The organism is Bifidobacterium sp. ESL0798 (genome assembly GCF_029395415.1).
GTDB lineage: Bacteria > Actinomycetota > Actinomycetes > Actinomycetales > Bifidobacteriaceae > Bifidobacterium.
Genome location: NZ_CP113914.1, coordinates 216919 through 241365 on the forward strand (window position 1 = coordinate 216919; position 24447 = coordinate 241365).

Below are 24447 nucleotides of genomic sequence, written 5' to 3' on the forward strand. Positions count from 1 at the left end.
GCCAAGAGGCCCGCAATGTCGCGCCTTCCCGGCAATAAATCCTCGAAATTCATTCCCTACCTCATTCCCGGCGTGCTCGGGCTGGCGGTCATCATCATCGTCCCGTTCCTGTGGAATGTCTGCCTGAGCTTCACGCGTTGGCGCGGGGTGGGGCCGTTGAAGTTCGTCGGGACCAAGAACTGGATCCGGCTGATGGCCGACGCCACGTTCTGGAAATCGTTCCTCAATTCGTTCTGGATCATCGTGGCCATCGTGGTCATCCCGACCATCCTCGGCCTGCTGATTTCCTCGGTACTGACTGACGTCATCCAGAAGAAATTCGGCTCCAAGACGGCCTCGTTCATCCGCGCGCTCTACTATCTTCCGCAGCTGCTGCCGGTGGCCGTGGCCGCGATCATCATGGGCTGGATCTTCCGCCCGGACGACGGTGCCATCAACGCGCTCATCGCCAAATTCACCAGCGACCCGGTCGCCATCAACTGGCTCGGTAACCCGAAACTCGCCCTGCCAAGCCTGATGTTCATCCTTATCTGGATTCAGCTGGGCTATCCGATTGTGATATTCATGTCCGGCCTGCAGCGCGTGGACCCCGAGCTTTACGAAGCCGCAGGACTTGACGGCGCGAACTGGTGGCAGAAGTTCCGTGTGGTCACCTTGCCGTCGATCATGCCGGAGCTGATGGTCGTCATCCTCACCGCCACCATCGGCGCGCTGAAGACCTTCGGCCCGGTCTATCTGCTGACCAAAGGCGGCCCCGGCACCACAACGATCGTGCCGTCCTATTATTCCTACAACCAATTCTTCCAAATCCATCAGGTCGGCTACGGCGCCGCTATCTCGACTTCGCTGACTTTGGTCATCATCGTGTTCTCCGTGGTGTTCACGATTTTCCAGGGCCATGTCGAGAAGAACATGGACGACTGAGGGGAGTGCAACATGTCTGAAGCAACAATATCGGCTGCCGCTATGGGCGGTGCCCAATCCAGTGCCAAGTCAAGGGCCATCAAAACCGTACGGCGCAACGCGCGCAACGTGCGTAACGCGCAGATGAGGCAGGCCAGCGCTGCCGCAACAAAAAATAATGCAAAAACCGTTGTGGCCGAACAAAGTGGTGAGGTGAAAACCGCGCAGGTCAATCCCAAAGCCAAGCACATCAGGTCGTGGGGCGATTGGATGGCGCTGATCCTCCTGATTGTGGGTGCTGTGATCATGCTTTTCCCGATCATCATCCTGACCATGAACGCCTTCAAGACCATCGGCGACTACAACGCCACCGGTCCGCTTTCCCTGCCGGCGCACCCCACGATGAGCGGTATCGTCGGCTTCTGGAAGATGAGCGACTTCCCGGTGAAGCTGGGCAATTCCCTGCTGATCTCGCTGATCGTCGCCGTGCTAGGCGTGGTGCTTTCCGTGCTCAACTCCTTCGCGCTGGGCATCGGCAAGGTCAAGGGCAACCGTTGGATCATCCTGGCGATCATGCTCGCCAACATGATGCCGCAGGAAGCGCTGCTGTTCCCGCTTTACACGATGTTCAAGCATATCGGCCTCTACAACACGCAATGGGCGATCGTCGTCATCTTCACCATCATCCAAAGCGCGTACGGCACCTATCTGCTTTCCTCGGTATACGGCACGTTCCCGCAGGCCATCCTTGAGGCGGCCACGCTGGACGGCGCCACCCGCTGGGAGACGCTGCTGAAGGTCGTGCTGCCGATTTCATGGTCGACCATCAGCGTCCTGTTCGTCTTCTTCTTCGTATGGACCTGGAACGAATACATGATCCCGATGGCCTTCCTGATGGATGACAACGTGCAGACCGTCCCGCTGGCGCTCGCCACCCTGCAGGGCCAGCACACGATGGATGCGACCACTTTGGCCGCCGCGTCGTTGTTGAGCATCATCCCGACCATCATCTTCTTCATCATCTTCCAGCGTAAGCTCAACCAGGGCATCGTCGCCGGCGCGGTGAAGTAGCCGGCTTTCGGCCGGTCTCGCGGCTTGAATATGGCGCAAGTGCATGTTGTCGCCACATTCGAGCCGCTGAGAGAAGTTGAGTGGCTTAAAAATGGTGGGATTAAAATTTTGTGCCATTTTTGGGCCGCTGGAAGTGAATGAGTGGCTGATATATGGCGCAACCGGAGGTTTTTGGCATCGGATTCGATGTCATGCGAGTGTCATATGTGCCAGTAAGAATAATGATATATAAATCAAGGAAAGGCGAAATCGATGAACGATGTAACGACGGAGGCGGCCCAAGGGCTTGGAGGTTACGGGCTCGGCATAATGGACGGTCTGGCGATGGCCTCGCGCGGGCGCTCGCGTTGCATCAACGCCGAAAACCCGACCGGTGACAAGGGGGCGCGGCGCAAACCGCCAGCAAACTTGGCCCTTCTCGTAAGGGGACGCCTTGCCTTGGTTCTGTTCCGGCGGGCGAATCCGTGACCCTGATGGACGTCGACGGCCCGGGCGTGATCCGTCATATCTGGATGACCGTGACCGATAAGACCAGCCCTACCGGCCCGAACGTCTTGCGCAACCTCATCCTCGAGTTCTACTGGGACGGCGAAGAAAACCCGTCGGTTGTCTGCCCGATCGGCGACTTCTTCTGCTGCGGCCATGCGCAGGATTGCCGCGTCAACTCCATGCCCGTCGTGGTCGCGCCCAACCGCGGTTTCAACTGCTATTTCGCCATGCCTTTCGAACACGCGAAGATCGTCTTGCGCAGCGACCACAACGAAGACGTTCCGGCGTTCTTCTACCAGATCGATTACACCGAATACGACGCGCTGCCGGCTGATGCGATGCGCTTCCATGCCCAGTGGCGCCGCGAGCGGATCACCGAGGAACAGCGGGATTACACCATTCTCGACAACGTGCGTGGCCAGGGCACCTATGTTGGCACCTACCTGGCGTTGACGGCGTTGGAAAGCCGCTGGTGGGGCGAGGGCGAGGTCAAGTTCTATCTCGATGGCGACACCGATTTTCCGACGATTACCAGCACCGGCACCGAGGATTACTTCGGTGGGGCCTGGAGCTTCGCCGCTTTCGATGAAAATCATCGCATGCACGAGCAGACGTATTGCGCGCCCCGTTCGTCGGTTTCCCGTTCCGTTCGCAGAGCTTGGTCGGTCGCGAAAGCGACTATTGGGACCAGACCACGCCGGTGACGCGCGGCCTTTACCGTTGGCACATCCCTGATCCGATTTATTTTGAGGATGACCTGCGCGTGACCATACAGCAGATAGGTGCCGACGAGACTGGACTCTTCGAGCGCAGCGACGATGTGGCCAGCGTCGCCTATTGGTATCAGTGCGAGCCGCACGCACCCTTCCCGCCGATTGGCAGTCGCCGTTTCCGCCAGCCTAGGTAACTTTGGTGAGATTGCCGGCGATAAAAAGCTGGTGAGGGGGCTGGTCTTCGGAGTCGGCACAAAATCCGTGTCCGAGTCACCATGCTCTGGTCGGCGGCCAGCCTCCGCGCTTCTGGCAGGGCCTCCGCGCCGCCAATTCGAGCGTGCCTGCGCCATAAGCAAGCCGCTGAGCAGACCCCATGGCTTTGCCTATGGCGAGGCTGCCGGGTTGCGCCATTTTTGGGCCGCTGGGGGTTTGTCAGTGGCTTGTTTATGGCGCAAATTATGGATTTTTAAAGTTGTCTTCAGGCCGCGCCATTACTCCATATGGAGTATGCTTACCAACCGTGAGTAATATCGGCGGAGGCATCCGGTAGACGGCACGATATTAAAAATATTGGAGGAAAGCGTTGGACAGTAACGAGATCCGGAAACTGGATTTGCAAGGCGACCCGCTTGACGCTCGCCGTTATCCCATCGACCCATGGAAATTCACGGAATATGGCGAGCCGAGTGCCGAAAGCGCGACGCTGTTTTCCCTTTCCAACGGCACTATCGGCGTGCGCGGTGAGGCCAATGCGCCGCGAAATCTTGGCTCGGGTACGTTCCTGAGCGGGTTCCATGAGACGTTTGCCATCCGCCACGCCGAGGAGGCCTACGGTTTCGCGCGCGTGGGTCAGGTCGTGCAAGGTGTGCCCGACACAGTCGATTTCAAGTTCTCCGTTGACGGCAAGGAGCTCGGCCGCGCGCAGCAGGTTTCGCAGAGCTTCGATTTCAAGGATGGCACCGCGACGCGTTCCTATATATACGACATCGGCAATGGCGCGAGCCTCGAAGTCGATATCGTCACCATGGTCTGCCTGTTCCGTGCCGACCTTATGGCCACGGCTCTGACGTTCAAAGCTCACGGATGTGCGCTGAACGTTCATGTCGAAGGCAAAATGAACACCGATCAGCCGGTGGTGTCGCGCGATGTCGACCCGCGCAAGGCCGATTTGATCGCCGACGGCGGCCTGCGCAAGCTTGAGGTCGACGCGATTTCGCGTGGCGTGGCCGACGAGAGCTTCGGTGCTTTCCATTGCCTGCATTCCGAGCTGACGATGGGCGTCGGCTTCTGCCAGCAGGTTGACGGCGAGATGGTCCCCGCGGTCTTCGACGTCGCTGTGCCGGACGGCGGTGAGAAGCGGGTGCTGCGGTACGCCGCTTATAATACATATCGGATAAATCCTATCGGAATCGATGAAGGGTTACAGGTTGCCACCATCGAAACCCAGAATTCCGCAGAACTTATCAGGCTTTGCGCGCAAACCTTGCAATGGGCTGTCGCGCAAGGTTTTGAGGCGCTGCAGGAGCAGCAACGCGCATGGTTGGCCCGGTTCTGGCAGGAATCGGACGTCGAAGTCGATGACGGCGGTGATGGCCGTCTTCAGCAGACCCTGCATTGGGAGCTTTTCGAACTCGCGCAGGCAACGGCCACCGTTCCCAATGGCGTATCGGCCAAGGGCCTGAGCGGCACCGGCTATTCCGGCCACTATTTCTGGGACACCGAAACCTACATCGCTCCCTTCCTCATCTACACCAACCCGGCGCTGGCCCGCGACATCCTGTCCTACCGCTTCCGCATGTTGCCGGCGGCCCGCAAGCGTGCCCGCATCATGAGCGTGGAAGGCGCGCTTTTCCCGTGGCGCAGCATCAACGGCGAGGAGGCTTCGGCCTTCTTCGAGGCCGGAACCGCCCAATACCATATCGACGCGGACATCGCCTACGCCGTCTGCCAGTATGTTGCGGTGACCGGCGACCACGATTTTCTGGCGAGCGAAGGCATCGACATCCTGGTCGAGACCGCGAGGATGTGGGCGAGCCTGGGCTATATGGGCTGGGACGGCACCTTCCATATCAATACGGTCACCGGCCCAGACGAATACACCGCTTTGGTGGACGACAACTATTACACCAACGTCATGGCGCAATTCAACCTGCGCAAGGCCGCGGAGGCTTTGGAATCGCTGAGTGGCGACGAGCTCAACGCCGTGGTCCAGCGCCTTTCGGTCAAGCCCGGAGAGTCGATGCGTTGGCGTGAGATCGCCGAACTGATGAAGCTGCCGTACGACGAGAAGCTCGGCATCCATCTTCAGGACGATGACATCATGCGCCGCGAGCCGTGGGATTTCGAGCACGACACCGAGCGTCCGCTGCTCCTGCACTATCACCCGATGGTGATCTACCGCCGACGCGTCCTGAAGCAGACGGATACGGTGCTGGCGTTGTATCTGCTGTCCTCGAAGTTCGGGCTCGATGCCAAACGCCGAGATTTCGACTTCTATGATCCGCTGACCACTGGGGATTCTTCGCTTTCCGCGGCTTCCCAGTGCATTCTTGCCGCCGAGGTCGGCTATGGCGACCTGGCTATGCAGTACTTCCTGGAGTCGCTCTACGCCGACGTGGCCAACCTGCACAGCAACACGTCCGATGGCATCCATCTGGCTTCGGCCGGCGGCGTGTGGATGTCGGTGGTCGCCGGTTTCGGCGGCCTGCGCGATTCCGGCGGCGAAGAGCTTTCGATCGACCCGCACCTACCGAAAGATTGGGAGAGCCTCACCTACAGACTTACCGTCCGCGGCTCACGTCTGATCGTCAACGTCACCCACGGCGAGGTCTCGATCCATCGCCTTTCCGGCGACCCGGTGACCCTCAAAGTCAAAGGAGAGTCCCGTACGGTCTGAATTGTGACCAACACTTTCCGCGGCGTCTTTTCTCCGGGATGTTTGGTGCTCTTTGGTGGTTTCTGACGATATCGGCAGTGCGTATTTCTCGACATATATGTGATTGATGGTGGTATCGCTGGGCTTGCCTTATAGGGTATAATCTGTCGCTAAGCGGTTTATCGACTCCGATTCATTGGCGAAGGAAGTGCATCATGAACAGCAAAAAGAAGTTTTTGGGCGCGGCGTCTGCCTGTGTGGCGCTACTTGCTAGCGTGGCGTTTGTCAGCCCGGCCGTTGCTCTCGCCGCGCAACCTGCGCCGTCCTCGGATCACTCGCCAATAACGTGGCAGAGTGACGGTGCGAATTATCAAGCCCAACAGTTCTCCGATGGTTCGGTTTCCGTCTCGTTTACCAGGTCGAACTCCTCTGATGATGCTTCTCTCAAAGGTTCCATAACATTCTGGGGTGCCGACCCCAATGTTGCCGTTGCTCCTTCGGCGGTTAGCTGGCAGGAGGGAACGGCGGATGAGGCAACGACCAATGTCCTCACGTTCGATGGCGGCAACGGGTCCGGCGCGTCGCCGAGCGCCACTATCAATATTGAACATAGCGACGGCTCCGGTACGATCGGAAAGACGCAGTTGCGTGCCCGCAGCCTTGAAGGCTAACGCAAACAATTAAATTAAATATTTATGGGGAAACGGAATCCGCCGCCTGCAATTGATGTTGCTGGCGGCGGATTTTGTTTGTCGTTATTAGGTCGTTATTGGTGAGGGTATCGGCGCAGGCTATTTGACGCCTTGAACATAGCTTCGAGCGAGCACGGAATTTTTCCCACACAATAATTAAATGATTTGACATAATAGGGTCGGGCGGTTTACGATACAAGTGAAACGAATTAACCAATGTCGTCTGCAACGACGGCACGTGTGCAAAGGAGCAACCTATGGGGTTGTGGGATGTTGAAAAGATTCCGTATGTCGGACACGACAAGGGAGTCAAGGAAGAGCTTGGTTTCCATTACTATGACGCCGACCGCGTGGTCGCCGGCAAGAAGATGAAGGACTGGCTGCGCTTCGCCGTGGCTTGGTGGCACACCTTCGATCAGCAGCTCGTCGACCCGTTCGGCGACGGCACCGCCCATCGTCCTTATTACAAGTACAGCGATCCGATGGATCAGTCGCTTGCCAAGGTCGATTACGCCTTCGAGCTCTTCGAAAAGCTTGGCGTAGAGTACTTCGCTTTCCATGATCGTGACTTGGCACCGGAAGGTGACACCCTGCGCGAGACCAACGCCAACCTCGATCGTGTCGTTGACAAGATCGAAGAGAACATGAAGGCCACCGGCATCAAGCTGCTGTGGAACACCTCATCGCTCTTCACCAACCCGCGCTTCGTCGACGGCGCTTCGACTTCGCCGTTCGCCGACATTTTCGCTTATTCGGGTGCTCAGCTCAAGCACAGCCTCGAGATTGGCAAGCGCCTCGGCGCCGAGAACTACGTCTTCTGGGGCGGCCGTGAAGGCTACGAAAACCTCTGGAACACCGACATGGCCCGTGAAAAGGACCACATGGCCAAGTTCTTCCATATGTGCGTGGACTACGCCAAGGAAATCGGCATGAACGCTCAGTTCCTGATCGAGCCGAAGGCCAAGGAGCCCTGCAGCCTGCAGTATGACTTCGATGCCTCCACCGCCATCTCGTTCCTGCAGAAGTACGACCTGATGGGCACCTTCAAGCTGAACCTCGAAGGCAACCACGCCAACCTCGCCACCCACACCTATCAGCACGAGATCCGCATCGCGCGCGACGCCGGTGAGCTCGGCTCGCTCGACGCCAACCAGGGCGACAAGCTCATCGGCTGGGATATGGACGAGTTCCCGACCGACCTCTACGAGACCACCGCAGTGATGTGGGAGGTCCTCGCCGAAGGCCAGATCGGCCCCCACGGCGGCCTGAACTTCGACGCCAAGCCGCGTCGTAGCTCCTTTGAGGCCATCGACCTCTTCCGTACCCACATCGCGGGCATGGATTCCTTCGCTGCGGGCCTGCTGATCGCCGCGAAGATGCATGAGGACAAGTACATCGAGGATCTCGTCTCCCAGCGTTACAGCTCCTTCGACTCCGGCATCGGCAAGAGCGTCGAAGACGGCAGCGCCACGCTGGCCACGCTCGAGGACTATGCGATCGACAAGCCGCAGAGCGAGCTCGTCGCCTCCACGCACTCCGATCACCTCGAGAGCGTCAAGGCCACGATCAACAACTATATGATCGAAGCCCTGAGCGAGTAAGGCCAGGCAATCGCAGTCCCATTTCATACCTTTCTTTCTATAAATATTTGGCCGGTCACCTCTACAATCGAGTGACCGGCCAAATGTCGGTTATCGGCCAAAATGCCTTGTATGAAACGGGTATGCAGGCTCGAGTGCCGAATGAGAATCCGGCGACTGACTTTCTTGGATTTCAGGGAAACTTGCGCTTTGAGGTGGTATATTCCTCGGTGCGTATAGCGCGGAACGACAGGAACCGTGATTTTGGGCTTTAATGCTGCGTTTTGGTGGTCCGCACATTGAGCGTTATTCAGAAAACGGCATTATTGCGCGAATCTGTCCCTAAATGTTTTTGTGTTAAGTAGCATTGAAGCGTGAAACGAGTGTTTTCTGGCTTCAATGCTACGGATGTCCTGCTTTTAACGGCGGTCAGTTTTTAATGCTGCGGTTTTACCGTCAAAGGGCTGGTTTCTGCGTCATTGGACAAACCAGCCCTTCGATTTCGATACTTTATTTTGCGAAATTGCGCTTGATCCACGCGGCCCAAAGGCTCGGCCAGACCTGGGCGCTCGGCTCGATCTGCGCGGCGTTACCAGCGGCGGCCGTCTCGGTGGTAGCCAAGGCGAGGCTATGCGGACCTTGCGGGAAGAGATGCGCTTCGACGCTCACCCCGGCTTCGACGCAGGCGTTGATGAAGAGCAGCGAGTTCTGCACCGGCACCACGGCGTCGGTGATGGTCTGCCAGATGAAGGTCGGCGCGGTCTTGGCGTCGACGTGCTTCTCGCAGGAGATCTCGTCGAGCATCTTCTGGTCGCTCTTCTTGTCTCCAAGCAGCTTGGTGATGGTGCCTTCGTGGCGGTATTCGCCGGCAGTCAGCACCGGGTAGCCCAGCGCCAGACCGTTGGCGCGCACCGCGTCCGGATCGTAGCCGTTGGCGCGCATGACGTCATCGCCGGTGGTGGTGGCCATCGACGCGGCGAGCTGACCTCCGCAGGAGAAACCGATGACGGTGACGGCCTGTGGATCGACGTGCCATTCCTCGGCGTTGTCGCGGATGAGCTTCATGGCTTCGGCGCCCTCAAGCATCTGCACCGGATAGCGCGAAGGTGCGATGGAGTAGCGCAGCACGAACGCCTGCACACCGGCCCCAAGCGCCATCATTGCGATGGGCTCTGCCTCGCGGTCGGTGACCTTGTTGAAGCCACCACCGGGGAAGATGAGCACCGCCGGACGGCGTCGATCCGGGTCGATTTCCTTGGAATTGTCGATGATGTAGCCGGTCAGGCTTGCCTCACTGCCATCGATGCCCTTGATGGTCTTGGTGATGTATTGCATGATGTCCCTTCTTCCGTGGCCGATCGCCTGCGTATGTTGGTACTTCTCACGATGTATACGCGGTGCCGGCGTCTACCTTGGATTTTAGGAAGCTTGCCAGACGGTTCGACGTCCTGCGTCATCGCGGTGGTGGATACTTGAAGTATGCAGACTAGTGATATGGAATCCGAGGAATATGAAACCGTCGTCCGCGACGCGACGGAACACGAGGCCGGCGAGCAGAACATGGCGCAGAACGGCGTGATGGTCGAGATTCCGCGCGGAACGGTGGTGCTGGCGGCGACGCCGATCGGCAATGTCGGCGACGCTTCGGCTAGGCTGCGGGCGCTGATTGAGCGCGCGGATATCGTCGCTGCGGAAGACACGCGACGGCTTTACGATCTGGCGAACCGGCTCGGCGTGCATGTCGGCGGGCGTGTGGTGGCCAACCATGACCACAACGAACGTGCGAAGGCCGACGGTCTCTTGGACGAGGTCGAACGCGGGGCGACCGTCTTGGTGGTTTCGGACGCGGGCATGCCCACTGTCAACGACCCGGGCGTGGCCATCGTGCGCCGCGCCATCGAGCGCGACCTGCCGGTGACCTGCGCTCCCGGCCCGTCAGCGGTGCTTGACGCGCTCGCGCTTTCCGGCCTGCCGACCGACCGGTTCTGCTACGAGGGGTTCGTGCCTCGCAAGCGGGGCGAACGCATCCAGCGCTTCCGCTCCTTGCTGGGTGAGCGGCGCACGATCGTCTTCTACGAGACCCTGTACCGCATCGCCGAGACAATGGATGATTTGCTTGAAATGTTCGGCCCGAATCGCCCGATGGCCCTGTGCCGCGAGTTGACGAAGGACTACGAGCAGATCCGCCGCGGCACTATCGCCGAAATCCACCAGTCGGTGGTCGACGACCCGCCGCGCGGCGAAATCGTCTTGGTCATCGGCGGCGCGAGCGAGGAAGAAGCGTTGAAGGCGGGCGAAGCGACGGCGACGGTCCTGAGTGTCGATGATCTGGCTGCGCTCGCCGTCGAGCGTTCCGCCAAAACCGACGAGCGTATCAAGGACGCCATCGCCGAGGTGATTAAGGAACATCCGCTTCCTGATGGCTCGCTGCCGAACCGTAAGGCCATCTACACTGCCGCTCTCAAGCTGAAGTGAGTGGGCTGAGGCGTCGAGAGCGAAGTTAAAACGTATAGATGATGATATTTCGTTAATGTCCAGTCTTTTATGATATAAAACGGCGTGTTGTCGATTTAATGGAAGGAGGTGATTTTGATGTTCGGACCTATTGTTGGCCCTCTTATCGGTGCTTTTCACGCGATACTCGGCCCTTTGAACGGGTTGATTCCTTTCCTGGTGCATCTTTTCTTCTGATTGATGTACAGGTAAGATAAGAATCGGAGTAGGCATCGCGTTCGTTATGTGGAGCGATCGAGTAGACAACCTAGCAGCAGAAGCTGGTGCCTCTCCTTTGATTGGCAGCTTGAGTTCGGTACGAGGGTGTCCCGTAAAAATCTCCGCCAATTCGTTTTCAGTCATGGTTTCATTAACGTCGTGATGTTCGCGATTGGCTCGGTAGGTATCATTGAGCTATATTTCATCATCGCAGTGAGTTTTATGCTGTGCGTTGTGTTTTCTCTTTGTTGATTTTCCTAAAGCACAACTGGCAACGAACGTCTGAAAGTCACAGAATCGTTGGCTTTTGCTGGCGTGCTCTGTTACGGCTTTCACTAGACTTGGGCGGCATGGGCAAGAAACATCGGGATCGTAGTTGGGCGCCGGCGCCGGAGGCGTTGCCGGACGGGGTGCATGTGGTCGACGACCATACGCACGTGGCGAGTGTGGTGCCGTTCGCGCGTGAGATGAACCGGCAGGCGCTCGAGCGCGACCAGCCGCCGGTGCCGGTGTACAGCGTCGACGAGATTTTGGCCCAGGCCAGGGCGGTCGGCATCGAGGGCGTCATCGACGTGGGCTGTGAGCTGCCGAACCTGAAAGTCGCGGTCCAGATGGCGCTCGACCATCCCGGTACGGTGCACGCCGGTCTTGCGATTCACCCGAACGAGGCGGTGCTGCATGGCCATCGGGGAGTGCCGGGGCCGGACGGTCTGCCGTTGAAATACCAGCCCTGGCACGACGTGAGTTTCGAGGATGCGCTTGCCGAGGTTCACCGTTTGGCCGTGACATACCCCGAGCACGTGGTAGCCATCGGCGAGACCGGTATGGATCTTTTTCGCACCGGCGAGGCGGCGATGGGGATCCAGCGTGACGCTTTCCGCGCCCATATCGCGCTGGCCAAGGAACTCAATCTGCCGATGCAGATTCACGACCGCGATGCCCACAAAGAGGTCATCGAAACCCTCATCAGAGACGGCAGTCCCGAACGCACCGTTTTCCACAGCTGGTCCGGCGACACTGAGCTCGCCCAAATCGCGCGTGAGCAGGGCTGGTACCTGAGCTTTTCCGGTGCTTCCAGTTTCAAGGGCAACGAGGAGATCCGCAAGTCCGCCGCCGTCGTGGGCCTCGACCACATCATGGTCGAAACCGATGCCCCCTACCTCACGCCGATGCCGTATCGCGGCCGCACCAACGCCCCATATATGATTCCCTATACCTTGAAAGCGCTTGCGGATACTCTTGATTTGCCGGTAGGTAAAGTCGCCGAAGCGACGCGGCGCACCACAAAGACTGTGTATGGCGTCTGATTGGTTCCGACTGCGGGTTATATAGGGGGCAGCACGGATCCGCTTGTGTGTTAGTCTGTCCGTCCTGCCCCGAGTCCGACCGATCAAGCCCGTATCGCTGGATTGGTTCTACGGTAGATCGGTCAATTTCGCTGGAACCGGTCTATAACAATAAATGGCTTTATATGAGGCGGATAGTGAAGAACGAGTGGCAAGTGTAACCACTTTACGTCAGTAAGCGAGGTGTTGAGGTTATCAGTGCGCGAGCTTGATATGAGGCCATAATAATGGGCGATGTCAAATCCGGTTAGGCATCATCAGTACGATGCGGATACATGTTGAATCTTTTTCCGGGAAGCATCTATACGCTTTGGGCTGTAGGAAATTTGTCAGCGTATTGAGGGGCCTTGACCATAGCGGTTGATGAAGCGACTTGCGTCATGCGGGTTATGACAACAACAAGGGAGTCAATCATCACTGGGCTCGTTCTGATTCTCTTCATTTTCGATTAACTCGATGGAATTGGCTATGGCATTGAATTCCATGGCCCGTGCCAGTAAATGTTCGGAAGTACAGATCATATTGAGCGTGGCTTCGTGGCCTTGCGAGGGCAACAGCACCATGACATCGTAGCAATCCCGCTCTGCCGACGAGAACGTGCAGCGTATCATGCCGATATCCGCTGTGTGGTATTTACCGTTCTTGTCGAAATTGTCGTAGTGCTTGGTGGAGAAGCCGCTTATCTGTGCTTGGGGCAGAAGTGTCATAAACGAGCGGGCCATGGCGGTGAGGCTCGGTCTGATATCGTCCGGCCAAGGTTTGTCACTCGATGTGATGCTGACATACGCCTCATCGCGGTAATGGAAGAACTCGGCGCCGACGAAGGTGGCAAGTTGCTGTGCTATATCGCCAAGAGCGGTGCTGCTGACGGGTGTTTCCGTGGTGGTCTTTGTGTCTGTTGCCGCCTCTGTCTCAGTGGGAGCAGATGTCTCTGCAGTGATTGGCTCATATTCGTCTGGCAGTTCGATGGTTACTGTCCCATTGAGGGTTGTGGTAGTCTTGCGCGCTGATTCTTTCTTGGCTATGGTGCCGCTCATCGTTTGCCTTTCATTCGTTTGGGTGATAGTTGTTTTTACAGCGGGTATTTGGTGGTGGTGTTGGGTTGTCCGCTGCCGCAGGTGCTGAGTGTGGTGGTGGTCAGGGCGAGTGCTGTCAGCAGTCCGATGATACGGTTCCGTCGTTTGTGCATCGTACTGTCTTTCTGCCTTTGGGCCGTTTTAGGTATTTAGTCGCCGAAGTTGTCGGTGGTGGCGTCGAGGCCTTGGGTCGCCATGTGTTGGTTGACCATTTGTCCGCTGTGGCAGTTGTGTATAGTGATTTGCATGTCCCAGGGGCCGGTGCCACCGGTGAAGTAGTAAAGGTAACCCTCGTCGAGCGGGATCTCGATGAGGGAGGCGGTGTATGCTTCGACGGTCAGGTGTTTGTCGAGCCAGACTGACAAGCTTTTCCCGTTCTTGGCGAGGTTGAGTCGGTATCCGCAGGGTGTTCCGGTGGTGCATCCGGTGAGGAAGGTCTTGCGGCTACGGGCGATGTCGTCCTTTTCGCTCTTGATTTCTTTTTGGCGTTGTTGTTCGGTGACGGTGATGATGACGGCTCCGTCATCGCGTCCTTTTACTTTCAGGAAGTCATCGGGGACGCGGTTCTGCATGCCTGATGCCACTTGCTCCGCCGTGGTCGCGTTTTTGTAGGTCATGAAGTGTTGGACGAATGTGGGGTCCATGACGACGTCGGTGGTCTTGTTTCCATCCTTGTGCTGTTGCGGCTGGTTGGTGTTGGCGTGCGAGGACTGCGGGGTGACGGGTTGGGTGCCGCCGCAGGCTCCGAGTGTCGTGGTGGTCAGGGCGAGTGCGGCCAGCAGCCCGATGATACGGTTTCTTAGTCTGCTCATTGTTACCATTCCAACGCGTAAAGGGGGAATGCGGGAACTTTGATGTGGTAATAAATCTCGAAGATGATGCCGATATCCATCGCGGCAATGGCGCCCATGCGCACAAGTACTATGACACCAAGAATGAAGTCGGGATTGATTTGAGGGAATTGGTTCCTTAGTAGTTGGTACCACTCCTGAACTGCCGCTTCGTTTGCCACAGCATACGCGGGTGCGGGCAGGCGGGGATCTCGCCAACCCGAGTTTTCGACTGTTTCCAACGTTATGTCAGTGGAGGCGGAACCGTTTGTAACATCCTGCTTGACACCGGCTGTGGCCTTTACCTGTTGGTTTTTGACATTCAAATCAAGGGAGAGTGTCTCGGTGACGCCGTCTACTGTTTTGTGCCATGCTTCTGTAATGTGGCCATTATCTTTGAGTTCTTGCATTACCTTACTCATTGGTGTATCCAACACCCACCCCTCGGTGTCCATCACCCCGTCTTTGTTGACGTTCACGCCTTTCTCGTTCCATGACAGCATGTCCTTCAGCAGCGTTTTCTGCCCCTTGAACACGGACTCCGGAATCGTGATGGTCAGGTTGCCGTTGCCATCGGCCTCCTCGTGCAGAGCAATTGTCAACAGCAGCCCGGGGCCAATGGGCATTGACCATGAGCCGTTCGCTTTCAGGGTGGGTGCGTTGTCCAGTGCGAACTGGGCTACGGCCTTGAAAGCGTCGATTGCAGCGTTTGGATTCTTGCTGATTTCCTCGGCGGTGAGACCAGCGCCGGAAATATCTTCGTAATACTTGCTGATGGTATTGTAGGAGGCTATTTCTGCGGTGAGGTGAGTCTTGATGTTGTCCGTGTCGAACGTGCCCGAGCCCGTGACGGTGCTGGTCAGATTGGCCAGCTGCTGAGTAAAGCCTTCCAGATCAGCGCCGATTGCCGAGAATTTGGTCAGATAGGTATTCGCGTCCGTATTCACGTTCTCCCAGATTTTTCGTATCTGGTCTTTCGAGGTGTTGTTCATGTCCAGAAGATGCTTTTCGTAGGCGTCCTGACCGGCGAAGGTCTCGATTGCCTTGTTGAGCACCGGTTTGATGTCGCGTATGTTGCTGATATAGTCGGCGAAGTCATCGCCGTGATGGGGTCCCGTTCGCCGGTCCTGCCCCACTTCGTCGGCCATACGCATCAGTTTGTCTCTGGTTGAGGTTCGGAAATCTCGATAAACCATGTGTCACGTCCTTTCTGTCTTCGATTGCCGTCTAGGAATCCGCGTGGTGCTGCGGGGTTCATCCACGAAACTGCCAAGCGGCCTTGTCGTCGCTCTGCTTATAGGATTTTTTCGCTCGCTCAAAGAAATCGGCCGTGCCCGAGAACAACGCTTTCATTTGCCTGGCCAGATCGTGAAACGCCTTGTCGTCGCCATGCGCCGCATCGATGGATTGCCCCGATCCCTCCTTGTCGACGACCTTATAAGAGTCGCTGTAAGTGTCGCAGACCTTGGCAAGTCCTCGAAATTGACTGATTGACTTATCCATGGCAGCCATGTTCATGTGTATGCTCTTGCTCATATTTGTATTCCCTTCATGGGGTGGCGGTGTTTCCCGATATCAGTAGATGAATTTATCGTCATTGTCGACTGTGCCTATGAAATCGCGGCAGCTGTGGTCCAGTGATTTTCCCATTTCCGTGAGCTTGCCTGTGCCTTTGCCGCCGTATAGGCTGCTCACCGCGTCTCTGAATGCGACAATGGCGTCATGGAGCTTCCCCGATGGCAGAGCGTCGTTGGCGATGTTGTCAAGCTCCTTCAGATACTTATTTAGCAGATCGTTGAGTTGAACGCTGTATGTGGTGCATGTGTTGCCCACGTTGGTAAGGTAGTCGTCGACTACCACCAGGTTTGCGTCTTCCGCCATCACCAATCACCGTTCCTTCTCGCCTCGGCGCGTTCGCGATCTATCCGTTCGTCGGTCAGGGCCACTTGTCTTTTCTGCTCATAGATTTTGATGTCGTCGTTGATCAGGGAAATCTGACGACCATATTCCTGAATTTCCAGTTCTGCTTTGATGATTTCGTTATGGATGGCGTGCAGCGATTCCTGAAAACCGCTGACGACGTTCTCGTATGGCTCCTGGTTAGCTTGAATGTTCATCATGTCGCCGTACGACTCGACTGTTCTGCTGCGCAGTCCGCTTTGCTGGATGCGCCAAACAGCACGTTGCCGGTCGCGTTGCACTTCGTCGAAATTCTTGTATTTGTTGTTGGTATACGTCTGCAGGTCTTGTAGCTCCGCGAGACGTCGTTTGGCTGCGTCAAGCGATTCGAGGACCTTGTTTCTACGTCGGTTGAGTCCGTCGATATCAGTTGTGAGTTTTTCTGAATACAACATCGCCTTTACCTTTAAATGTCGCTATATTATTTCATATATACGAGTATAAACTATCAAGTTAGAATTATCTACATACGCGTACTGCAGTCGTTTGTATTACGTGAGTGATGGTCTATATCCGATCGCTGCCTTGCGTTCCATGTGAAGTCCGAATGCCATCGTCGCCAGTCAGCGATCGGTGTGGTGCCGGGTTCGGCGAAGGGCCGAATCCCAAAGGTTGTGTATGACGTTTGATCGGTTCCGACTGCGTTGCATGCAAGGGACGTATCGGTCCGTTTGCATGCTAGCCTGGCTAGTCTCGTCCTGAGCCGGCCGACCAGACTCGTGCCGCTGGGTTTGTCCTGTCGTAAACCGGTCGATTCTGTTATAAAACGTACGTTTGAAGGCTAAAAAGTATACGTCATCTAACAGAACTGACTGGTTTCCTGCGGTAAGCAGCTTCGTGCGGGACGGATTTGCGAAAATGGGGGGCGAATGTTTTGGACTATTTTGGTTGGTGAATGAGTCGAAATTGGTGCTGTACACCCTTGATTTGCCGGTAGGTGAAGTTGCAAAGGCGACGCGCCAAACAACGAGGGCCGTGTACGGAGTATAAAGCTAAGCTACAGCGATTTTTGCGCAACTTTGGTGAAAAATATGCAATTGCGGAACTTTATATGAATTTGGCCTGATTTTGCAAGTTTCCTCACGTTCTTTCTTCTGGGTTGATTTTGGTTTATTGAGGTGACAAGGCTAAACTTGCGCTTTGGTTTATAAACGAGAGCGCCCGCAAGCCGGGCTTCGGGAAGAAAGTACACGCGGGAAGGCTTCGGCTTTCCGCTTTGGAGGGCAGGTCATGGCGCAATCGCAGGATCGTGGGTCAAAGCAGCCTCAAAATCAAAGAATACGACGTCGCGGCAAGAATCAGACCGAGAATAGCGGCGTAGACAAACAGCCGGCGGAGAAGAAGGCCGTTCGTAAGCTCGTCCGGGAAACCGACAAGGCCAGCAAGGTCGTATCAAAGGCGGAGAAGCATGCCGCCAGCGCCGAAGAAAAGGCTCTTAAAGCCGAAAAACGTGCGGTAAGCGCAGAGAAGAAAGCGTTGCTTCGTGCTGATACCTTCACCAATGCCCCCAAGGTCGCGCGCGACACCTTGACCCGCGAAGAGCGCCAGGTCATCGCCAAACACGAGCAGGAGGAACAGGAAGAAGCCAAGAAGCTGACCGAAGCCTCCGCGCACGGCCCGATCGGCCGCTGGTGGCGTAAGATGCAGTCCAGCCAGGACAAGGTCTCGCTCGGCATGGCCATCGTCGCGCTCGGCGTGGTCTACGGCGACATCGGCACATCCCCGCTTTACACTTCGCAGACCTTCATCGCCGGTCAGGGCGGATTCGGCAATATCGATCGCCCTGCCATCCTTGGCCTGCTTTCTTTGGTATTCTGGTCGATTACGCTGATCACGACCGTCAAATACGTGCTGGTCGCCATGCGTATCGACAACAAGGGCGAGGGCGGCATTTTCGCGCTGTTCTCGCTGATTCGCCACCACGGCAAATGGCTGGTGATTCCCGCAATGCTGGGCGGCGCGGCGTTTCTTGCGGATTCGGTGCTGACGCCGGCCGTCTCGATCTCCTCGGCAGTGGAAGGTCTTAAGACCATTCCGCTGTTCGAGCCGGTGTTCCGTGAAAACTCCAGCCTGACACTCGTGATCACCGTCGTGATCATCGTTATCCTTTTCTGTGTCCAATCACGTGGCACCGAGCGCATCGGCAAGGTATTCGGCTCCGTGGTCATGGTCTGGTTCGCGTTCCTTGCGTTCACCGGCATCGTGAATATCAGCGGTGACTGGAGTATCTTCGAAGCCATCAATCCGGTCTATGGCATCGAGTTCCTCTTTAGCAAGCACAACCTCGCCGGTCTGGCCATCATGGGCACGGTCTTCCTTTCGACCACCGGCGCCGAGGCGCTCTATTCCGATATGGGCCACGTCGGCCGTGGCAATATCTACTTCACCTGGCCCTTCATTTTCGTGGCGCTTGTCTTCAATTACTTCGGACAGGGCGCGTGGATGTTGCGTAACCAGGGCAACACCGCACTCGGCAACGTCAACCCGTTCTTCGAGATGATGAACCCGAATGTCCGTTATGTTGGCGTCATTCTTTCCGTTGCGGCCGGCGTCATCGCCTCGCAGGCTTTGATCACCGGAGCGTTCACGATGGTATCCGAGGCCACGGGCCTCAACTGGATGCCGCATCTTCAGGTGCGCTACCCGGCCCGTACCCGTGGCCAGCTCTACATTCCTGTGGTCAACGTCGTGCTGTGCGTGGCGACGCTTTCGGTGCTGGCCCTGTTCAAGGATTCCGAGCATATTTCCGCCGCCTACGGTCTGGCGCTGACCGTCACGATGATTACCACGACGGTTCTCCTCACGGTTTATATCTGGTACAAGCACCATCGCGTGCTCGCCGGGATTTTCTTCGTGGTGTTCATCGCCATCCAGACGCTGTTCTTCGTTGCCTCCATGGCGAAGTTCCTGCACGGCGGCTGGTTCACAATGCTCTTGACCGCGATGATTCTGCTGATCATGATCACGTGGAACGATGGCACGAAGATTGAACGCAGCCAGCGTCGGCATATGAAGCCGCGCGATTTCAAGCCTGCGCTCGCCAAGCTGCATGACGATTTCCGCATTCCCTATTTCGCGGACAACATCGTCTACCTGACCAGCGATTGGGAGATGCGCCGGCTTGACACCGATATCTTCTTCTCGATTTTCGCCGACCATCCCAAGCGTGCGCGCGCTTGGTGGGCGGTGTCGGTGGTCACGACCGACGAGCCGTTCACGCGTGAGTACTCGGTTGAGAATTTCGGCACGGATTATATCTTCCGCGTGCGAATCAGGCTTGGTTTCAAAGTTTCACAGTCCATTCCGGCCTATATCCATCAGGTGATGCATGATTTGTCCGCTTCCGGCGAGTTGCCGGAGCAGAAGTCGGTCTATCCGAAGGTGGACGCCGATCCGGACATCGGCACCGTTCGTTACGTCTTGGTGCACAAGGCCCTGATGCCGGAGTCCAAGCTGACTGCTCGTGAAGCGCTGAGTCTGAAGATGAAGTACGCCATCCGTCATGTGGCCGGTTCGCCGGTCAAGTGGTTCGGCCTCGCTCCCTACAATCCGGTGGCCGAGGTGCAGCCGCTCTTCGTTTCCACTCGCCGACCCCCTCGCCTCAAGCGCGTCTCGCTGCGTGCCAGCACCGGCAAGCGTCGCGTCGAATCCAAGGATTCGCGTACTGATACGGCCATGAAAAACAAAAGGGCGAATCCGGCGCTTCCGCCAAAACCGCCAAGCGTGTGACGCTTAATGAAGTGAAGGCCAAAGCCGAAAACGAGACGTTGAGTGAAAGCGAAAAGGCCAAGGCATTGCGCGCCGCCAAAACGTTGAAGGCGGTCCGCGCGGTTCAGGCCGACAAGGCGTTGCGTGTCTCCCAGGTCGCGAAACAGGAGCTGGCCGATCTCGCCAAGAAAGGTACGGTGTCGATGGAAGATACCGGCGAGCAGACCAAGATTATGCAGTGTCCCGACACTTCCGGCACCGGATCCGAAAAGCAGTCATAGCTTGAGGTTGGGTAATTAAGCAGGCAACTAACAGGGGCACCATCCGTTTCAGTGCGGATGGTGCCCCTTGCTATTGCTGCAAAAACAATATGAGATAACCTGTTTCTGCCGATTGAACGACAGAAAAGAATGATACGAGACCTGTGCCAGGTGTCATTCTTCGTCGTGCGAGCCTTTCCCATTTGGTCTGTCATCGACGAGTTGAATAGATTCGGCGATGTCCATAAACTGACCTGCGCGGACAAAAGCGTTGTCCCAAGTGCAGTGCATGAAAAGTATGGCGGTAGAGCCGTGAACCGGGAAGACGAACAAATTGGCGAACCAGTCTTTGCGCACCGAGGTATAGGTGAATTGGAGGACACCGATGGTGCCGGTGGGTTTTGTGGTGTCAGTTCCAAAAAGTTTGCTGATCATAGCTGAATCCTTGTGAATTATAGAAACTAGTGATGAGTTGGTTGGTGTGGCAGTTGCGGATGGTGATGTGCATGTCCCAGTCGCCGTGCCCGCCCTTGAGATAGTGGTTGAGTCCGTAGTTCTGGGGGATGTTCAGCATCAAGTCGCCGAAGCCGGCGCTTGAGAGGTTTTTGTCGGCCCATATGGTCATTTCGCGCCCGTCGGGGTCGATCTCGCAACGGTAGGCGGGATCGAGGGCGAGGAACCTGTTGACGGTGTCCTTGGCATCCTGCTCATTGTCTTTGATACGGGTCTGAAGTTGCTTGTGGGTTACAACAATCACTTCGTTGCCGTCCTTCGTGGCATAGAAGTCCGTATACCATTCCGGCACTACGTTGTCTCTGTATTTCCTGACATATTGTTCAGTGGTTTGCCCTTCTTCGAGGAAGCCTTTCATGAACTTGGCAGGGAAGACGATCTTGACGGTTTCGGGCTTCGACTGGGGCTTGGGTTGAGTGTGTCGTGTCGCCCATATCGTTGCCAGTATGGCGATGGCCAAGCAGCAAAGGACGGCCGTGAGGACGAGCAACGGCCCGCGCCAAGCCTGCTTGTGGTTGCGAGTTGTCTTCCTCATGCGGCCCGTACCCAGACTAGTTTGGTTATTTCTTCTTTACTCACACCGTCTGCGGTGAGGATTGCTTCATCTGCTGCTATCACCTCTGGGGTATCGCTTTCCCTCCGGTGATGGAGTGTTGAGATCGTCTGTTTCTTTGTGCTCCTGACATCGTGTCGGGCTGACATCCGATGGCCATTGATGTCCTCCTTGCAGTGGTGCCCAAGCCATAGCACGGCAAATGATGAGAGTATTAATTATGCTTAAATTCATTCCAATATAATGACATTCTGAGCGATGATTATCGAGGTTGCGACATCAAGTGTCTGGTCACCATGGTTACCGGGGCTTTATCTGGCCGGTAATTAATACGTTTTTAATGATTTGTGTGATTCGATAATCGTTGAAATCTCGGTTGTTTCACGGTGTATCGTCTCGATTTTGGTTTTCACAAATAGATGGCTACACTTGCCCGTTGGTCTGTCAACGAGAGCACCTGGTATCGGGTTCGAGAAGAAGACAAAGCGCATCAAGGTTTCCGTTTCTGGAGGGCAAATCATGGCGCAATCGCAACATTGTGGGTCAAGTGAATCCCGAAATCGTCAAGAAGAGCAGAATCAGCAAAATAAGAAGGTTCATACAGGTTCCCAGCATGAGCACACAGCCGATGACACTGGGAAGACAGCGCGAGCCAAAACTCCGTTGGACGTGTCGGTTCAGGCCTCTTCGCAAACTCGCAAAACGGCTTCAAAAGTCGCGAAAGCCGCCGTTCACGCACAAAAGAAAGCAGTGAACGCCGATAAAAAGGTCTCCAGCGCGGAGCGCAAGGCCAAAGCCGCCGAAAGGAAGGTGGCCAGTGCGGAAAAGAAAGCGCTGACCGCCGAGCAACGGGCTGCGCAAGCTGAGAAAAGGGCGCTTTTGCGTGCGGACACCTTTACCAATGCGCCCAAGGTTTCGCGCGATACGCTGACCCGAGAGGAGCGCGAGGAAATCGCCAAGCATGCCAAGGAGGAGCGCGAGGAAGCCGAAAAGCTGACCAAGACCTCCCGCAGCCCGATCGGCCGTTGGTGGCGCAAGGTGCAGGCCAGCCCTGACAAGGTCTCGCTCGGCATGGCCATCGTCGCGCTCGGCGTGGTCTACGGCGACATCGGCACATCCCCGCTTTACACTTCGCAGACCTTCATCGCCGGTCAGGGCGGGCTTGCGAAAATCGACCGGCCTGCGGTTCTGGGTATGCTTTCGCTGATTTTCTGGACGTTACTGCTGATCACCACCGTCAAGTACGTACTGGTCGCCATGCATGCGGACAACAAAGGCGAGGGCGGCATCTTCGCGCTTTTCTCGCTGGTCAGGCGTTATGGCAAATGGTTGGTCGTGCCTGCTATGGTCGGCGGCGCCGCGTTTCTGGCTGATTCCGTGCTGACCCCAGCCGTCTCGATTTCCTCGGCAGTGGAAGGCCTTCAGACCATTCCCGCCTTTACCCACGCTTTTGAAGAGAACACGAGCCTGACGCTGATGATCACCATCGTCATCATCGTCGTGCTCTTCTCCGTCCAGGCGCGCGGCACCGAAAGCATCGGCAAGGTCTTCGGCTCGGTCGTGCTGGTTTGGTTCGCGTTCCTCGCACTGGTCGGCATCGTGAATCTGAGCGGTGACTGGACCATTTTCGAAGCCATCAACCCGGTTTATGGCGTCGAATTCCTCTTCAGCTCTCATAACGTCGCCGGTCTTTCCTTGATGGGCACGGTCTTCCTTTCGACCACCGGCGCCGAGGCGCTCTATTCCGATATGGGGCACGTCGGGCGTGGCAACATTTATTTCACCTGGCCCTTCATCAACGTCGCGCTCGTGCTCAACTACTTCGGGCAGGGCGCTTGGATGCTCAATAACCGTGGAGACAAGTCGTTGGCGAACGTCACCGTCAACCCGTTCTTCCAGATGATGAGCCCGAACGTCCGTTATGTTGGCGTCATTCTTTCCGTTGCGGCCGGCGTCATCGCCTCGCAGGCTTTGATCACCGGAGCGTTCACGATGGTATCCGAGGCCACGGGCCTCAACTGGATGCCGCATCTTCAGGTGCGCTACCCTTCACGTACGCGCGGCCAGCTTTATATTCCGACGGTCAACGTCGTGCTGTGTGTAGCAACCCTTACAGTGCTGGCTATTTTCAAGGATTCCGAGCACATTTCCGCCGCCTACGGCCTGGCACTGACCATCACCATGCTGGCCACGACGATCCTCCTGACCACATACGTCTGGCATCACCATCATCGCGTTGGCGCCGTGTGCTTCTTCGCGCTGTTCGTCACCACCGACTCGCTGTTCTTCGTTGCCTCCATGGCGAAGTTCCTGCACGGCGGCTGGTTCACAATGCTCTTGACCGCGATGATTCTGCTGATCATGATCACGTGGAACGATGGCACGAAGATTGAACGCAGCCAGCGTCGGCATATGAAGCCGCGCGATTTCAAGCCTGCGCTCGCGAAATTGCATGATGATTTCCGCATCCCCTATTTCGCGGATAACATCGTCTACCTCACTTCCGACTCCGAGTTGCGCCGGCTTGATACCGACATTTTCTTCTCGATTTTCGCCGACCATCCCAAGCGTGCGCGCGCTTGGTGGGCGGTGTCGGTGGTCACGACCGACGAGCCGTTCACGCGTGAGTACTCGGTTGAGAATTTCGGCACGGATTATATCTTCCGCGTGCGAATCAGGCTTGGTTTCAAAGTTTCACAGTCCATTCCGGCCTATATCCATCAGGTGATGCATGATTTGTCCGCTTCCGGCGAGTTGCCGGAGCAGAAGTCGGTCTATCCGAAGGTGGACGCAGACCCCGATATTGGCACTGTCCGTTACGTCCTCGTCCACAAGGCCTTGATGCCGGAGTCCAAGATCACCGGCCGTGAAGCGCTGAGTCTGAAGATGAAGTACGCCATCCGTCATGTGGCCGGTTCGCCGGTCAAGTGGTTCGGCCTCGCTCCCTACAATCCGGTGGCCGAGGTGCAGCCGCTCTTCGTTTCCACTCGCCGACCCCCTCGCCTCAAGCGCGTTGAGTTCCGTAAGCCTGTGCGCCGCAAGCCAACTTCTCCACAAGTGGCTGACAGCGAAAGCGCGAAACAGGCTCGGGATGCTTCGCGCCAGGCTCCCGCCAAGGCACCGAACGAGCTTGCCGGGCCTTCCGCGCGTACTTCCGCATAGATGGT

Annotated in this window: 19 protein-coding genes and 1 pseudogene; 11 read left to right on the forward strand and 9 right to left on the reverse strand. The window is 56.7% G+C overall.

Going from position 1 to position 24447, the window contains the following annotated elements; all coding sequences use genetic code 11:
• Positions 1 to 15: 15 nt before the first annotated feature.
• The 6 genes and pseudogenes from OZX74_RS00820 to xylA all read left to right on the forward strand — a co-directional run bounded on the left by OZX74_RS00820 (position 16) and on the right by xylA (position 8344).
• Positions 16 to 924, forward strand: coding sequence for a sugar ABC transporter permease (locus OZX74_RS00820; protein WP_277156717.1), 909 nt, complete (start codon positions 16 to 18; stop codon positions 922 to 924).
• Positions 925 to 1173: 249 nt separating this feature from the next.
• Positions 1174 to 1974, forward strand: a complete 801-nt coding sequence (locus tag OZX74_RS00825; RefSeq protein WP_277157364.1) for a carbohydrate ABC transporter permease — start codon at positions 1174 to 1176, stop codon at positions 1972 to 1974.
• A gap of 252 nt (positions 1975 to 2226) precedes the next feature.
• Positions 2227 to 3370: pseudogene (locus OZX74_RS00830) on the forward strand (glycoside hydrolase family 172 protein).
• Between the two features lie 389 nt (positions 3371 to 3759).
• A complete protein-coding gene (locus tag OZX74_RS00835; protein ID WP_277156718.1) occupies positions 3760 to 6072 on the forward strand; it encodes a glycosyl hydrolase family 65 protein in 2313 nt (770 codons plus the stop codon).
• Positions 6073 to 6266: 194 nt separating this feature from the next.
• Positions 6267 to 6722 (forward strand): hypothetical protein, encoded by a 456-nt coding sequence (locus tag OZX74_RS00840; protein ID WP_277156719.1) that lies wholly within the window; start codon positions 6267 to 6269, stop codon positions 6720 to 6722.
• A 278-nt stretch (positions 6723 to 7000) separates the two neighbouring features.
• Positions 7001 to 8344 (forward strand): xylose isomerase, encoded by a 1344-nt coding sequence (gene xylA / locus OZX74_RS00845; protein WP_277156720.1) that lies wholly within the window; start codon positions 7001 to 7003, stop codon positions 8342 to 8344.
• A gap of 489 nt (positions 8345 to 8833) precedes the next feature.
• Here the strand turns inward: xylA and OZX74_RS00850 are convergent, their stop codons facing one another.
• On the reverse strand, positions 8834 to 9658 hold the full coding sequence (locus OZX74_RS00850) for an alpha/beta hydrolase (RefSeq protein ID WP_277156721.1): 825 nt from the start codon (positions 9656 to 9658) through the stop codon (positions 8834 to 8836).
• A gap of 144 nt (positions 9659 to 9802) precedes the next feature.
• Here OZX74_RS00850 and rsmI point away from each other — a divergent pair, with 144 nt between their 5' ends.
• On the forward strand, positions 9803 to 10798 hold the full coding sequence (gene rsmI / locus OZX74_RS00855) for a 16S rRNA (cytidine(1402)-2'-O)-methyltransferase (protein WP_277156722.1): 996 nt from the start codon (positions 9803 to 9805) through the stop codon (positions 10796 to 10798).
• Positions 10799 to 11385: 587 nt separating this feature from the next.
• Complete coding sequence (locus OZX74_RS00860; RefSeq protein WP_277156723.1) at positions 11386 to 12342, forward strand: TatD family hydrolase; 957 nt, start codon at positions 11386 to 11388, stop codon at positions 12340 to 12342.
• A gap of 446 nt (positions 12343 to 12788) precedes the next feature.
• Here the strand turns inward: OZX74_RS00860 and OZX74_RS00865 are convergent, their stop codons facing one another.
• The 6 genes from OZX74_RS00865 to OZX74_RS00890 form a co-directional block, all read right to left on the reverse strand.
• Positions 12789 to 13418 carry a hypothetical protein gene (locus tag OZX74_RS00865; protein WP_277156724.1) on the reverse strand — a complete coding sequence of 210 codons (630 nt, stop codon included), beginning with the start codon at positions 13416 to 13418 and terminating at the stop codon, positions 12789 to 12791.
• Between the two features lie 188 nt (positions 13419 to 13606).
• Positions 13607 to 14269 carry a hypothetical protein gene (locus tag OZX74_RS00870; protein WP_277156725.1) on the reverse strand — a complete coding sequence of 221 codons (663 nt, stop codon included), beginning with the start codon at positions 14267 to 14269 and terminating at the stop codon, positions 13607 to 13609.
• Positions 14270 to 14271: 2 nt separating this feature from the next.
• Positions 14272 to 15435: a hypothetical protein gene (locus tag OZX74_RS00875; RefSeq protein WP_277156726.1), complete on the reverse strand. Its 1164-nt coding sequence runs from the start codon at positions 15433 to 15435 to the stop codon at positions 14272 to 14274.
• 106 nt (positions 15436 to 15541) lie between these two features.
• A complete protein-coding gene (locus OZX74_RS00880; protein ID WP_277156727.1) occupies positions 15542 to 15805 on the reverse strand; it encodes a hypothetical protein in 264 nt (87 codons plus the stop codon).
• Between the two features lie 57 nt (positions 15806 to 15862).
• Positions 15863 to 16168, reverse strand: a complete 306-nt coding sequence (locus OZX74_RS00885; RefSeq protein WP_277156728.1) for a hypothetical protein — start codon at positions 16166 to 16168, stop codon at positions 15863 to 15865.
• Positions 16168 to 16641, reverse strand: a complete 474-nt coding sequence (locus OZX74_RS00890; protein WP_277156729.1) for a hypothetical protein — start codon at positions 16639 to 16641, stop codon at positions 16168 to 16170. Before OZX74_RS00890 ends, OZX74_RS00885 begins: the two co-directional genes overlap by 1 nt.
• An 835-nt stretch (positions 16642 to 17476) precedes the next feature.
• Here OZX74_RS00890 and OZX74_RS00895 point away from each other — a divergent pair.
• Entirely contained in the window at positions 17477 to 19975 is a 2499-nt protein-coding gene (locus OZX74_RS00895; protein WP_277156730.1) for a KUP/HAK/KT family potassium transporter, read from the forward strand.
• Complete coding sequence (locus tag OZX74_RS00900) at positions 19972 to 20235, forward strand: hypothetical protein (protein ID WP_277156731.1); 264 nt, start codon at positions 19972 to 19974, stop codon at positions 20233 to 20235. The genes OZX74_RS00895 and OZX74_RS00900 overlap by 4 nt, the downstream gene beginning before the upstream one ends.
• A 153-nt stretch (positions 20236 to 20388) precedes the next feature.
• Here the strand turns inward: OZX74_RS00900 and OZX74_RS00905 are convergent, their stop codons facing one another.
• Positions 20389 to 20649, reverse strand: coding sequence for a hypothetical protein (locus tag OZX74_RS00905; RefSeq protein ID WP_277156732.1), 261 nt, complete (start codon positions 20647 to 20649; stop codon positions 20389 to 20391).
• Complete coding sequence (locus OZX74_RS00910; RefSeq protein ID WP_277156733.1) at positions 20624 to 21262, reverse strand: hypothetical protein; 639 nt, start codon at positions 21260 to 21262, stop codon at positions 20624 to 20626. Before OZX74_RS00910 ends, OZX74_RS00905 begins: the two co-directional genes overlap by 26 nt.
• Before the next feature lie 828 nt (positions 21263 to 22090).
• On the opposite strand from OZX74_RS00910, the gene OZX74_RS00915 reads away from it, so the two are divergent.
• Positions 22091 to 24442 carry a KUP/HAK/KT family potassium transporter gene (locus OZX74_RS00915; protein ID WP_348519557.1) on the forward strand — a complete coding sequence of 784 codons (2352 nt, stop codon included), beginning with the start codon at positions 22091 to 22093 and terminating at the stop codon, positions 24440 to 24442.
• Positions 24443 to 24447 lie beyond the last annotated feature (5 nt).

Coding starts and splice junctions, on each gene's coding strand:
- OZX74_RS00890 (WP_277156729.1), bottom strand. CDS start 16,641: ATGTTGTATTCAGAAAAACTCACAACTGATATCGACGGACTCAACCGA.
- OZX74_RS00905 (WP_277156732.1), bottom strand. CDS start 20,649: ATGATCAGCAAACTTTTTGGAACTGACACCACAAAACCCACCGGCACC.
- OZX74_RS00875 (WP_277156726.1), bottom strand. CDS start 15,435: ATGGCCGACGAAGTGGGGCAGGACCGGCGAACGGGACCCCATCACGGC.
- OZX74_RS00820 (WP_277156717.1), top strand. CDS start 16: ATGTCGCGCCTTCCCGGCAATAAATCCTCGAAATTCATTCCCTACCTC.
- OZX74_RS00865 (WP_277156724.1), bottom strand. CDS start 13,418: ATGAGCGGCACCATAGCCAAGAAAGAATCAGCGCGCAAGACTACCACA.
- OZX74_RS00825 (WP_277157364.1), top strand. CDS start 1,174: ATGGCGCTGATCCTCCTGATTGTGGGTGCTGTGATCATGCTTTTCCCG.
- OZX74_RS00910 (WP_277156733.1), bottom strand. CDS start 21,262: ATGAGGAAGACAACTCGCAACCACAAGCAGGCTTGGCGCGGGCCGTTG.
- OZX74_RS00840 (WP_277156719.1), top strand. CDS start 6,267: ATGAACAGCAAAAAGAAGTTTTTGGGCGCGGCGTCTGCCTGTGTGGCG.
- xylA (WP_277156720.1), top strand. CDS start 7,001: ATGGGGTTGTGGGATGTTGAAAAGATTCCGTATGTCGGACACGACAAG.
- rsmI (WP_277156722.1), top strand. CDS start 9,803: ATGCAGACTAGTGATATGGAATCCGAGGAATATGAAACCGTCGTCCGC.
- OZX74_RS00860 (WP_277156723.1), top strand. CDS start 11,386: ATGGGCAAGAAACATCGGGATCGTAGTTGGGCGCCGGCGCCGGAGGCG.
- OZX74_RS00895 (WP_277156730.1), top strand. CDS start 17,477: ATGGCGCAATCGCAGGATCGTGGGTCAAAGCAGCCTCAAAATCAAAGA.
- OZX74_RS00885 (WP_277156728.1), bottom strand. CDS start 16,168: ATGGCGGAAGACGCAAACCTGGTGGTAGTCGACGACTACCTTACCAAC.
- OZX74_RS00870 (WP_277156725.1), bottom strand. CDS start 14,269: ATGAGCAGACTAAGAAACCGTATCATCGGGCTGCTGGCCGCACTCGCC.
- OZX74_RS00850 (WP_277156721.1), bottom strand. CDS start 9,658: ATGCAATACATCACCAAGACCATCAAGGGCATCGATGGCAGTGAGGCA.
- OZX74_RS00880 (WP_277156727.1), bottom strand. CDS start 15,805: ATGAACATGGCTGCCATGGATAAGTCAATCAGTCAATTTCGAGGACTT.